An 11690-nucleotide genomic window follows, 5' to 3' on the forward strand; every position below is an offset into this window, starting at 1 on the left:
CCCCAAGCCCCAGGCCTTCCCCCTCGACATGCTGGCCGTCAGCCGCGCGAGCCCCGAGCATCTGTCGCGCCAGCTCTATCACGGCCTCGTCGCCATCATCCGCAGCCGCGCGCTGCCACCGGGCTCGGAGCTGCCCTCCACCCGCGCTTTGGCCGCCGAGCTCGGCCTTGGCCGCAACACCATCGTTGCCGCTTACGACCAGCTTGTCACCGAAGGCTATCTCGCCAACCGCCAGGGCGCGCGCCCGGTGATCGTCGACCTGCCCGGAGGCCCGCGCGAGTCACCGCGCGAGGAGCCGCCCGTGCCGCTGCGTTCGCCCTCGCTGCGCGGCCAGCAACTGCTCAGCCAGCCCTATCACCACGGCAGGCCGGGCCACGTCGCCTTCCACCCCGGCATGCCGGATGCGCAGAGCTTTCCCTTCGGCGTCTGGGGCCGGCTGGTGGCGCGCCGCGCCAGCCATGGCGGCGAGACGCTGTTCGGCACCTACGACGTCACCGGCCACCCGGCGCTGAAGGACGCGATCGCCGGCTATCTCTTCTCCGCGCGCGGCGTGCGCTGCAGGCCCGAGCAGATCGTCGTCACCACCGGCGCGCAGGCCGCCTTCGATCTTCTCGCCCGCCTTTTGCTCGACCCCGACGACACGGTGTGGATGGAGGAGCCCGGCTATTACGGCGCCAAGGCCGCCTTCACCGTGGCCGGCGCAAAAATCCTGCCCATCCCGGTCGACCAGGAGCGCGGCTGGTATCTCGACCCGCCGGACCCGTTGCCCCGCCTCATCTATGTGACGCCGGCCTGCCAGCATCCGCTCGGCATCACCATGCGCATGGAGGAGCGGCTGCGCCTGCTCGACATCGCCGAGACCGCGAATGCCTGGGTGATCGAGGACGATTTCGACGGCGAATACCGCTTTCAAGGCCGCCCCGTGCCGGCGATCCAGAGCATGGACCGCGCCGGCCGCGTCATCTATGTCGGCACCTTCGCCAAGCTCCTGTTCCCCGCGCTGCGCCTCGGCTTCATGGTGCTGCCGCAAGAGCTCGCCGGCCGCATCGTCAACGCGCTCTCCACCACCGGCCAGTTCGCGCCGCTGCTGCTGCAGGCCGCCTTGGCCGACTTCATCACCGAAGGCCACATGAGCCGCCACCTCAAACGCATGCGCCGCATCTACACCCAGCGCCGCCAGCTTTTCCGCGACATCATGGCCGAAAAACTCGGCGACGAGATCACGCTGTCGCCGGCCGAAGCCGGCATCCAGGTGGTGGGCTATCTAAAAGCAGGCATCGACGACATCAAGGTCAGCCAGGCCGCGGCCAAGAGGGCGATCAACGTCTCGCCGCTGTCGAAATATTTCCAGAACACGGCGCCGACCCAAGGGCTGGTGCTGGGCTATGCGGCGTGCGACGCGGCGCAGACGCGGGAGGGGGTGGAGAGGCTGGCGGCGGCGATCAGGGAGACGCTGGGGTGATTGTTTCGCGGCGCTTCGGCATGCCTTTGCGGCCGCCATAGAAATTTTCGATAATCTGGCGAGCTTTGAATCCATTGGACAGCGCAAGGGCCGACTTCGTAGCGTCTTTGAAACCAACTCGAAGTCCGGCTTACCAGATGATCCTCCTCAATGGCCCGAACACACCTTTTGGACGCCTGGCCTGGGCAACGGCGCTGCAACTCGCAACAGAGGTCGAGAACAGGGTCATCGATGTCTATTCCGCCGGATTCCTGGATGCGCTCAATCCGCTACGCCAGATACCGACGCTGGTGCTGGACGGCGACCGTGCCCTTTTCGACAGCCGCGTAATTTGCGCCTACCTCCATTCGTTGCGCCCTGAAGCGGCCTTGATCCCGCCGTCGGACTGGGCGGTCGAGACGCGATGGAGCCTCGCGGTAGGGCTGATGGAGGCAAGTGTCGCCCGCACCATGGAGATGCGGCGGCAACCGCCGGAGCGCAGTATGGCGTCCGTCGCCAAGCACGATCAAAGGATAGCGAGAGCCATCGCCGGATTGGAAGCCCAGGCCGACGAGATATGCAGCAGGAAAGCCAGGATCGACCGCCTCGCGACGGCCGTGGTGCTGGAATATATCGACTTTCGCGCGGTCAGCGATTGGCGCGCAGCAGCGCCCCGCTTGGCACGCTGGCTTGAAATCGAAACGACGCGACCTTCGCTCGTGTCGAGCAGGCCCTACGATCTTCAGCCGACCGGCGGCGATCGCTCGATCCTTCACCCCCAAATAGCAGAAGGCGCGCGTCCATGAGCACGATCTTGGAACTGGAAAACGCAGCGCAAGCGTATTTCGACGTCCTCTACGAATGCAGCCTCGACAAGTTCGACGCGCTTTTTCATCCGTCCTGCAATCTGTTCACGGTGCGGGACGGAAAAGAGACGATGCTGCCGCTCGATCGCTATCGCGAGATCATCGCCGCGCGCCAGTCGCCGGCAAGCGTCGCGCAACCTCGCGAGGAAAGGCTGGAAAACATTCTGACACTTTCCGCCGACGCCGCGCTGATTGCCGTCAGTGTGCGCGTCCATGACAAGCGGTTCAAGGATCATCTGGCGATGCTGCGCGGTCCTGAAGGCTGGCGGATCGTTTCGAAGACTTACGTCCTCGCCTGATCGCCGTGCTGTTCTGTTTTTCAGAAATAACTTCGGTGATAATAGAATTTTCCAAGCCCCTAAGCGCGGGCTAACGTCCAGTCCAGATAGACTAAGGAGGACGGCGCATGGCTATCTCATGTATCGATATAAGCTGCGACATGGGGGAAGGCTTCGGGCAATGGAAACTGAGCGAGACCGATGACGCCCGGCTGATGGCACTGATCAGTTCGGCCAATATCGCGGCGGGCTTCCATGCCGGCGATCCCAACCTCATAGACCAGACCATACAGCTTGCCGTCGCCAACAAGGTCGGTATCGGGGTCCATCCCGGCTATCGCGACCTGCAGGGCTTCGGGCGTCGGCGCATCGCCGGCAGCAATGAGGAACTCATCAACGACATCGTCTACCAAATAGGCGCTGTGCGCGAATTCGCGCGACGGCACGGCGGCGGCCTTCAACATGTCAAGCCACATGGCGCCCTCTACATGGAACTGGCGGACAACGAGCCGCTGTCGCGCGCGTTCGTCGACCTGATGCGCATGATCGCCCCGGACGCCTTTATCTATTGCATGGGTGCATCGGCGACCTATCGGATCGCGAAAGAGATGGGACAGCCGGTGGTGCGGGAGTTCTACGCCGATCGCGACTATCATCGGGACGGCAAGATCGTTTTCGCCAGAAAGGTCGATCGCTTCGACAACAAGGCCGTCGCGCAGAAGGTCGTGCGGGCATGCAAGGAAGGCAAGGTGTTGACGGTCGAGGGTGACGACATCGAGATCGGCTTCGAGTCCATCTGCATTCATTCCGACACGCCCGGCGCGCCTGAACTGCTTCAGGCGGTGAGGCATGCGCTCGAGGAGAACGGCATCCGCATCGCGCCGGTTTCGGAAACGGCGAGGGCCTGAAGGCGCGTCGAAAGACCGCGCCGCCTTCCCGGGCGGGCTTCCGCCTATGCCGGCACATGCTGCCCGATAGAGAAGACGCGCCGGAAGTAATCCCTGAAGGCATCCATTGCCGGGGTGAATTCGACATTGCGACGCCACGCCAGCCCTATGTCCATCGAGGGCACCGGATCCCGCAAGATAATGGTCTCGATACGCTTGCCCTCCAGCGACCAGGGCCGGTGCACCATGTCGGACAGGATCGCCACCCCGTGACCGTTGGCCACCATGGAACGAACCGCTTCTGTCGAGGACGACCTTAGCCTTACCTGCGGACGATAAGGCGTCTGGCTCCAGTATCTGAGGGCCGTGTGCGCGGCTTCGTCTATCGTGAGCATGATGTAAGGCTCTTCGGAGACCTCCTTCAGTCCGACGCTGTCGCGCGACAGCAGCGGATGCCTGGAAGGAAGCCAAAGCCTGCGCCTCGAGCTCAACAGCGTCTCCGTCGACAGGTCGGGATTGACGTTATTGGACGTCAGGATGACCGCCATGTCATAGCGGTTGGACAAAAGGCCTTCCTCGATCGCGTCACGCGTCAGTTCGAAAAGCTGTATCTGCAGCTTGGGATGGCTACGCGACAGCCGATCGATGTGATGGGGCAGGAAATAGCCCAGGACCGTGTAGGTGGCCGCGACATTCAACTGTCCTTCCATATCGAATGACGGCACCTTGACCATCATCGCCTCGGAAAGCTTGTTCAGTATCTCGTACGCGTGGAAGAGGAATTTCCGCCCCGCCGATGTCAATTCCATGCCATGCGCCGTGCGGGTGAACAGGTCCACGCCCGTCGCATTCTCCAGTTCCTTGATCGCCGTGGTGATTGCCGACTGGGAAATCGAAAGATCGATCGCCGCCTGGGAAATCTGGCCATGCTCCGCTGTCGATACGAAGTAGCGGATCTGGCGAATGGTCGGGATCATTTCTGGGTATCCATTTTCCGGATGAAGGTCGCATCCAGAATCTGAAAAGGCAATACGACCAAGTCGCAAGACCATAATGCCGCGGCTTGCCGCTGTACCATATACCGCCAGTTTCCCGGGAATCCGTCGCTTCGGAGACTCGACATCGTATCTAAAAAACAGAATTAGCTTTTCTGCTAATTGAATTATTCAATGTTAGAACGCTGCGTTAGCATGCCTTCAAATGGCTGGCCAACAGCCTGGGAACAAAAGTAGGGGAGCAGCGTGGCGATCTCTATCGTCGATATCAACTGCGATATGGGAGAAGGTTTCGGCCAGTGGCGCCTTGCCGATGCCGACGACCGCCAACTGCTCGAGTTCATCAGCTCGGCCAATATCGCCACCGGCTTCCATGCCGGCGATCCCAACCTCATGGACCTCACGGTGCGCCTCGCCGCCGAGCGCGGTGTCGGCATCGGCGCCCATCCCGGCTATCGCGACCTCCAGGGCTTCGGACGTCGTCGCATCGGGGCCAGTAGCGAGGAGGTCGTCAACGACATCGTCTACCAGGTAGGGGCGCTGCGCGAATTCGCACGGCGCTACGCGGCCCGCATCCAGCACATCAAGCCCCACGGAGCGATGTATATGGACATCGCCGCGAGCGAGCCGCTGTCGCGCTCCCTCGTGCAGGCGATGCGCATGATCGCCCCCGACGCGGTGTTGCTGTGCATGGGCTCTTCCGAAACCTACCGCATCGCCAAGGAGGCCGGCCAGCCTGTGGCGAGAGAGTTCTACGCCGATCGCGATTACGACAACAGCGGCTCCATTGTCTTCACCCGGCGGGCCCAGAAACTCGACCCGCAGGTCGTGGCGGACAAGGTGCTCCGCGCCTGCCTGGAGAACAAGGTGAGCACGGTGGAAGGCGACAGGATCGATATCGAGTTCGAATCGATCTGCTTTCACTCCGACACGCCCGGCGCCGCCGAGATGGTCCACAGGATGCGCGGCGAATTGATTGCGCATGGGATCCGGATCGCGCCACTGTCGGAAATCCAGCTTTAGGCGCGCAGTCAAGGGAGAGGCGAAGAAGATGAGCAAGGCAGAAATCAGGTCACCGCTTCCGGGCACGTTCTACCGCAAGCCCGCGCCCGACAGCCCGGCTTTCAAGCAGGATGGAGACGCGGTGGCCGCTTCCGACGTGATCGGGCTGATCGAGGTGATGAAATCCTTCCACGAGATCCAGGCCGGCGTGGACGGACAGGCCGTCACCTTCCTCGCCGAGGATGGCGATGCCGTGATGGCCGGACAGGTACTGGCGGAGGTCGAACAGTGACCATCCGCTCGCTGCTCATTGCCAATCGCGGCGAGATCGCCGTGCGCATCAATCGCGCCGCGAAGGCTCTGGGGATGCGTACCGTGCAGGTCTACAGCCAGGCGGATGCGAATTCACTCGCGGTCAGGCTGGCCGACGAAGCGATCGACATAGGCCCGCCGGCGGCCCGCAAGTCCTATCTCAATATCGACGCCGTCATGGCGGCGGCAAAAACCGCGAATGTCGACGCCGTCCATCCCGGCTACGGCTTCCTGTCGGAAAACGCCGACTTCGCCGATGCAGTGACAGCGGCAGGCATGGCGTTCGTCGGTCCCTCGGCGGAGGCGATCCGCCTTCTTGGAGACAAGGTCGCGGCGCGTCGGGTGGCCGCCGAGGCCGGCGTTCCAACGGTGCCGGGCAGCGCTGGGCGCGTTGCCGACGTCGAGGAAGCGCGTGGCATCGCCGCCGGCATCGGCTTCCCCTTGATGATCAAGGCTGCGGCGGGCGGCGGCGGCCGCGGGATACGCATCGTCGCCTCGATGGAGGAATTCGAACGCCAGTTCCCGCAGGCATCGGCCGAGGCGGCGGCCGCCTTCGGCGATGGCGGCCTCTATATCGAGAAGGTGATCGAGCGGGCGCGCCATGTCGAAGTACAAATCCTCGGCGACGGCCAGAATGTCGTGCATTGCTTCGAGCGCGAATGTTCGCTTCAGCGGCGCAGGCAGAAGGTCTGGGAAGAGGCGCCTTCGGTCACGCTGAAAGCGCATGTGCGCGAAAAGCTATGCGCCAGCGCCGTCGCCCTGGCCAAGGCCGTGTCATACCGCGGCGCCGGCACGGTCGAATATCTCTACGACGACGCCAGCGAGGAATTCTACTTCATCGAGGTCAACACCCGCATCCAGGTCGAGCATCCGGTCACCGAGATGATCACCGGCATCGATCTCGTCCAGGAGATGCTGCGTATCGCGGGCGGCGAGCCGCTTTCCATCCGGCAGGCGGACGTGCGCGTGTCCGGCCATGCCATCGAATGCCGGATCAACGCGGAGGACCCCTTCCGCGATTTCATGCCTGCGCCAGGTCCCATCCACCAACTGCAGGTGCCGCAAGGCGAGGGTATCCGCTTCGATACGCTGCTTTATGCCGGCTATGAGGTCTCGCCATTCTACGACTCCCTGCTCGGCAAGCTTATCGTCCAAGGCAAGGACAGGGCCGATTGCCTCGAAAGGCTGCGCGGCGCGCTGGCCGGATTGAAGATCGTCGGCATTCCCACGACCGTGCCGCTGCACCAGGCGCTCGCCGCCGATCCTGACGTAGCGGCAAGCCGCTACCACACACGTTTCCTGGAACATTGGCTTCAGACCGCCTTTGCGCCCGCGCAAGGCAGCAAGGAGATGGCGCGATGAACCGCTACACATTCGGTGGCGACGAGCACCTGTTCGTCGAATGCGACGAGAGCATGTCGCTCGAGGCTTTCTTCAAGAGCCTCTCGATGACCACAGCGATCCGCGAAAGCAAGATCGCGGGCGTGACCGAGATCTGCCCGGCCAACGCCTCGTTCCAGGTGAAGTTCGATCCGGACGTCATCTCTCCCGACGACATGCTGCGCGAGGTCAAGGCCATCGAGCGGGATGCGGAGAAGGCCGATCCGGTGATCGGCACACGCGTCGTGGAAATTCCGGTGCTCTACCAGGATCCATGGACGCACGAGACGCTGATGCGCTTCCGCGAGCGGCATCAGGATCCGTCCACCACGGACATCGAATACGCGGCGCGCATCAACGGCCTGGACGGCGTCGATGCCTTCGTCGCCGCGCATAGCGGCTCGCCCTGGTTCGTGTCGATGGTCGGTTTCGTCGCCGGCCTGCCCTTCATGTACCAGATGGTCGATCGTCATCGGCAGATCCAGGTGCCGAAGTACCTGCGCCCCCGCACGGACACGCCCCGCCTCACCGTCGGCCATGGCGGTTGTTTCGGATGCATCTATTCCGTGCGCGGCGCCGGCGGCTACCAGATGTTCGGCATCACCCCGATGCCGATCTACGATCCGACCCAGACGACCAGCTACCTGCGCGATTTCATGGTGTTCTTCCGCCCGGGCGACATCGTCAAGTTCAAGCCCGTGGGGCGCGACGAATACGACGCCACCGTCGCCGATGTCGACGCGGGGCGGTTCGCGCCGCGAATGCGCGACGTGACGTTCGATCTGCGCGAATTTACTAAGGATATGGACGCCTACAACCGCAGCCTGGAGGACAAGCTCAATGACCGCTAGGGTTCTCAATTCGGGGTTGTCCACCACCGTGCAGGATCTCGGCCGGCCGGGCTATTTCCATCTCGGCATCCCGATCGGCGGCGCGATGGACAATCTGGCGCTGCGCGCGGCCAACCTGCTGGTCGGCAACGACGAGGGTGCGGCCGGCCTCGAAGCGGTTTTCATCGGCCCGGAACTGGAGTTCACCGCCGACGCGCTCGTCGCTGTCACCGGCGCCGACATGCCCATCAAGCTCGACGGCCAGGAGCAGCCGTCCTGGACCGCCCTGCGCGTCAAGGCCGGCCAGGTGCTGAGCTTCGGCTTCCTCGAGGCCGGCGCGCGCATCTACATCGCCGTCGCGGGCGGCATCGATGTCCCGCAGGCCTTGGGCAGTCGCTCGACCTATCCAATTGGGGCCCTCGGCGGCTTCAAGGGCCGCCCGATCGCAAAAGGCGATGAACTCCCGGTCGGCAAGACCGCGGCCGCGCGCGAAGGCAAAAGCCTGCCCGATGGCCTGCGCCGTCGCCCCGGCATGCCGGCGGAGCTGCGGGTGTTGCCCGGCCTCTACTGGCACCGCATCGTCGAGGACTCGCACCGCAGCTTCTTTGAAGACATCTGGAAGGTCGCGCCGGAAGCGGACCGCATGGGGTATCGATTCCGCGGCGGCTCGCGGCTTGGCTTCGTCGAACGTGAACAGCCCTTCGGCGCCGGGTCGGACCCGTCCAACATCGTCGATAGTTGTTATCCTTATGGCTCCATCCAGGTTCCAGGCGGCACCGAACCGATCATCCTGCACCGCGACGCTGTTTCCGGCGGCGGCTACTTCATGGTCGGCACGGTGGTGTCTGCGGATATGGACCTGATTGGCCAGTTGCAGCCCAACACACCGACGCGCTTCCTCAAGGTGGATATGGCGGCGGCATTGCAGGCGCGGGCCGACCGCGCCGCATTGCTCAACAGAATTCGTGAGGCGCTCCACTAGCGCCGAAGCGCGGCGCCGGGGTGGCTTTCGATAGCGCATTTCAACTAGAAAATGGGGAATGATCAGATGAAAATAGCAAGATTACTGATTGCAGGGTCCATGGTCGCCTTTGCCGGAACGGCACATGCGAAGGATTGGTTTCCTTATGACGCGGCCAAGATCGAGCCACCTTTCACGGCTGATGGAAAGTCGGTGGACGTGTCTTACGTGCCGCTCGACAAGGCCAGCAAGCCTTGGAAGATCTGTGTCTCCTTTCCGCATATGAAGGACGCCTACTGGCTCGGCGTCGACTACGGCGTGGCAGAAGAAGCCAAGCGCCTCGGCGTGTCGATGAACCTGCTCGACGCCGGCGGCTATACCGAACTCAACACGCAGATATCCCAGATCGAGGACTGCGTGGCCAACGGCGCCCAGGCCGTGGTCATCGGCGCCATCTCCTTCGATGGCCTGAACAATCTGGTGGCCGAAATCCGCAAGAAGAACATTCCGGTGATCGACGTCATCAACGGGATTTCCTCGCCGGAAGTCTCCGCCAAGTCGCTGGTCTCCTTCTACACGATGGGTCATTCGGCGGGCGAATACCTGGCCAAGAAGCATCCCGCGGGCAGCGACGAGGTCAAGGTGGGCTGGTTCCCCGGTCCCGCCGGCGCCGGCTGGGTCGAAGCCGCCAACAAGGGTTTCCTCGACGCGGTAAAGGGCACGGCCCTGAAGGTGCTGGAGCCCAAATATGGAGACACCGGCAAGGAAGTACAGCTCAAGCTGGTCGAGGACGAGCTGCAGGCCAATCCGGACATGCGCTATGTCGTCGGTACCGCCGTGACCGCGGAGGCGGCGCAGGGCCTGATCCGCGAGCGCGACCTGCAGGGCAAGGTCGATCTCTTGGCCTTCTACATGACGCCCGGCGTCTTTGAGGGGATCAAGCGCGGCTTCATCCTCGCCGCGCCGGCCGACTCCATGGTCGTCCAAGGCCGCATCGCCATCGACCAGGCCGTGCGCATCCTGGAAGGCAAGGATTACGTCAAGCACGTAGGCCCGAAGATCTTCGTCGTCGACCCCAGCAACGTGAACTCGGTCGAGCACGACACGATCCTGCCGCCGGATAACTACAAGCCGGTCTTCAAGGTCAACTAGCATCATCGCTGCGCGCCGGCCCCGCAAGGGAACCGGCGCGCCCTTCAAGAGGAGTGGGATCCGGCAAATGGCGCCATTGGTCGAAATGACCGGCATCACCAAGGAATTCGCGGGCGTGAAAGCGCTTTCGGGCGTCGATTTCCGCCTTGAGCCCGGCGAAGTCCATGTGCTGTTCGGCGAGAATGGCGCCGGCAAGTCGACGCTGATCTCGATCCTGTCGGGCGTGTTCAGGCAGACCTCCGGAACCTTGCGCATCGACGGCGCCGAGGTGGAGCTGAACTCCGTCCACGATGCCGCGGCGCGTGGCGTCGGCACTGTTTTCCAGGAATTCTCGCTCGTCTCCACGCTGCGCGTCTTCGAAAACATGTATCTCGGCCGCGAACCGCGCTCGGGCGCGTTCATCGATCGCGGCGCGATGCGCGAAGGGGCGCGCAGGGTTTTCGGCGACCTTGGTTTCGACATCGACATCAACCGGCGCGTATCCGACCTTTCGCGCGCCCAGCAGCAGATGGTCGAGATCGGCAAGGCGTTCCTGGCAAGAGCGCGCGTGCTTATCCTCGACGAGCCGACCGCATCGCTGACGGAAAAAGAGACGCGCAAGCTCTTCGACTTCATCATCAAGGCGAAGGCGGATGGCGTCGGCATCGTCTACATCTCGCATCGCATCCAGGAATTCGCCCAGATCGCCGATCGCATCAGCGTGCTGCGGGACGGCCGGCTGATCGGCACGGTCGCGGCGCGCGGCACCAGCGAGCGTGAATTGGTCGAACTGATGACTGGCCGCTCGATCGACCAAATCTATCCGGACATAGCCCGCAGGCCCGATGGCGCGACCGTAATGTCGCTGCGAAACGTGCAGACCTGGGGTGTACGCGGCGCATCTATCGAGGTCCGGGCGGGAGAGGTGCTGGGTGTCGCCGGCCTGGTCGGCAGCGGCAAGTCGCGCGTATGGCGCGGCGCGCTGGGCCTGCAGCCGCTCATCGCCGGAGAAGTCAGCATCAAGGGGCGCGACGTCACCGGGCTGCCGACCCGCAAGCTGTTGCGCGACGGCATTTTCTACCTTTCTCCGGACCGCAAGAACGAGGGCCTCCAACTGACGGCCTCGGCGCGCGACAACATCGCCCTCTCGCTGCTCGACCGTCCCGATGTATCGCGTCCTTTCGGCTTCGTTTCGCCCGGACGCATCCGGCAGCTCTCCTCCGAGATCGGCCAGCGCATCGACGTTTCCCAGGCTTACATGAAGCGCGCCGTGGTCAACCTGTCCGGCGGCAACCAGCAAAAGGTACTGTTCGGCAAGGGCTTTGGGCAGGAACGCGACGTCTACATACTCGATGAACCGACGGTCGGCGTCGACATGGGGACACGGGCGGCGCTCTACCGGCTCATCAAGGAAATGGCGGAGGCGGGCAAGGCTGTCGTCCTGATATCGTCTGACCTGCCCGAAGTGATGAACCTCGCCCATCGCCTGCTGGTGTTCTCGCAGGGACGCATCTCGGCGGAGCTGGAAGGGCCATCGATAACCGAGGAGAACGTGCTTAAGCACTTCTTCACCGACGCGAGGGATTCGGCATGACCGTTTCAGGGAG

Annotated in this window: 12 protein-coding genes; 11 read left to right on the top strand and 1 reads right to left on the bottom strand. The window is 63.4% G+C overall.

What is annotated here, in order from left to right:
- The 4 genes from FJW10_RS25480 to FJW10_RS25495 all read left to right on the top strand — a co-directional run.
- Positions 1–1462, top strand: a 1462-nt coding sequence (locus tag FJW10_RS25480) for a PLP-dependent aminotransferase family protein (protein ID WP_246674368.1), incomplete at its 5' end; no start/stop codon positions are given.
- 137 nt (positions 1463–1599) lie between these two features.
- The gene (locus FJW10_RS25485) at positions 1600–2247 is read left to right on the top strand and encodes a glutathione S-transferase N-terminal domain-containing protein (RefSeq protein WP_140902127.1); all 648 of its coding nucleotides are present in this window, start codon (positions 1600–1602) and stop codon (positions 2245–2247) included.
- Positions 2244–2606: an AtzH-like domain-containing protein gene (locus FJW10_RS25490; protein WP_140902129.1), complete on the top strand. Its 363-nt coding sequence runs from the start codon at positions 2244–2246 to the stop codon at positions 2604–2606. Before FJW10_RS25485 ends, FJW10_RS25490 begins: the two co-directional genes overlap by 4 nt.
- Positions 2607–2713: 107 nt before the next feature.
- Complete coding sequence (locus FJW10_RS25495; protein ID WP_140902131.1) at positions 2714–3493, top strand: 5-oxoprolinase subunit PxpA; 780 nt, start codon at positions 2714–2716, stop codon at positions 3491–3493.
- 44 nt (positions 3494–3537) lie between these two features.
- Here FJW10_RS25495 and FJW10_RS25500 read toward each other — a convergent pair whose 3' ends face one another.
- Entirely contained in the window at positions 3538–4449 is a 912-nt protein-coding gene (locus FJW10_RS25500; protein WP_140902132.1) for a LysR family transcriptional regulator, read from the bottom strand.
- 264 nt (positions 4450–4713) lie between these two features.
- Here FJW10_RS25500 and FJW10_RS25505 point away from each other — a divergent pair, with 264 nt between their 5' ends.
- From FJW10_RS25505 to FJW10_RS25535, 7 genes are all read left to right on the top strand, one after another.
- Positions 4714–5490 (top strand): 5-oxoprolinase subunit PxpA, encoded by a 777-nt coding sequence (locus FJW10_RS25505; RefSeq protein ID WP_140902133.1) that lies wholly within the window; start codon positions 4714–4716, stop codon positions 5488–5490.
- Positions 5491–5518: 28 nt separating this feature from the next.
- The gene (locus FJW10_RS25510; protein ID WP_140902134.1) at positions 5519–5761 is read left to right on the top strand and encodes an acetyl-CoA carboxylase; all 243 of its coding nucleotides are present in this window, start codon (positions 5519–5521) and stop codon (positions 5759–5761) included.
- Complete coding sequence (locus tag FJW10_RS25515; protein ID WP_140902136.1) at positions 5758–7143, top strand: acetyl-CoA carboxylase biotin carboxylase subunit; 1386 nt, start codon at positions 5758–5760, stop codon at positions 7141–7143. Before FJW10_RS25510 ends, FJW10_RS25515 begins: the two co-directional genes overlap by 4 nt.
- Entirely contained in the window at positions 7140–8012 is an 873-nt protein-coding gene (locus FJW10_RS25520; protein WP_140902138.1) for a carboxyltransferase domain-containing protein, read from the top strand. The genes FJW10_RS25515 and FJW10_RS25520 overlap by 4 nt, the downstream gene beginning before the upstream one ends.
- Positions 8002–8973: a biotin-dependent carboxyltransferase family protein gene (locus FJW10_RS25525; protein ID WP_140902139.1), complete on the top strand. Its 972-nt coding sequence runs from the start codon at positions 8002–8004 to the stop codon at positions 8971–8973. The genes FJW10_RS25520 and FJW10_RS25525 overlap by 11 nt, the downstream gene beginning before the upstream one ends.
- A gap of 66 nt (positions 8974–9039) precedes the next feature.
- Complete coding sequence (gene torT / locus FJW10_RS25530; protein WP_140902140.1) at positions 9040–10104, top strand: TMAO reductase system periplasmic protein TorT; 1065 nt, start codon at positions 9040–9042, stop codon at positions 10102–10104.
- A gap of 67 nt (positions 10105–10171) precedes the next feature.
- Positions 10172–11677: a sugar ABC transporter ATP-binding protein gene (locus FJW10_RS25535; RefSeq protein WP_140902141.1), complete on the top strand. Its 1506-nt coding sequence runs from the start codon at positions 10172–10174 to the stop codon at positions 11675–11677.
- Positions 11678–11690: the final 13 nt, after the last annotated feature.

Source organism: Mesorhizobium sp. B4-1-1 (genome assembly GCF_006439375.1).
In the GTDB taxonomy this organism is placed as follows: domain Bacteria; phylum Pseudomonadota; class Alphaproteobacteria; order Rhizobiales; family Rhizobiaceae; genus Mesorhizobium.

Excerpts from the sequence above, each read along its gene's own strand:
- FJW10_RS25525 (WP_140902139.1), top strand. The coding sequence starts at position 8,002 with ATGACCGCTAGGGTTCTCAATTCGGGGTTGTCCACCACCGTGCAGGAT.
- torT (WP_140902140.1), top strand. The coding sequence starts at position 9,040 with ATGAAAATAGCAAGATTACTGATTGCAGGGTCCATGGTCGCCTTTGCC.
- FJW10_RS25510 (WP_140902134.1), top strand. The coding sequence starts at position 5,519 with ATGAGCAAGGCAGAAATCAGGTCACCGCTTCCGGGCACGTTCTACCGC.
- FJW10_RS25520 (WP_140902138.1), top strand. The coding sequence starts at position 7,140 with ATGAACCGCTACACATTCGGTGGCGACGAGCACCTGTTCGTCGAATGC.
- FJW10_RS25500 (WP_140902132.1), bottom strand. The coding sequence starts at position 4,449 with ATGATCCCGACCATTCGCCAGATCCGCTACTTCGTATCGACAGCGGAG.
- FJW10_RS25485 (WP_140902127.1), top strand. The coding sequence starts at position 1,600 with ATGATCCTCCTCAATGGCCCGAACACACCTTTTGGACGCCTGGCCTGG.
- FJW10_RS25535 (WP_140902141.1), top strand. The coding sequence starts at position 10,172 with ATGGCGCCATTGGTCGAAATGACCGGCATCACCAAGGAATTCGCGGGC.
- FJW10_RS25495 (WP_140902131.1), top strand. The coding sequence starts at position 2,714 with ATGGCTATCTCATGTATCGATATAAGCTGCGACATGGGGGAAGGCTTC.
- FJW10_RS25490 (WP_140902129.1), top strand. The coding sequence starts at position 2,244 with ATGAGCACGATCTTGGAACTGGAAAACGCAGCGCAAGCGTATTTCGAC.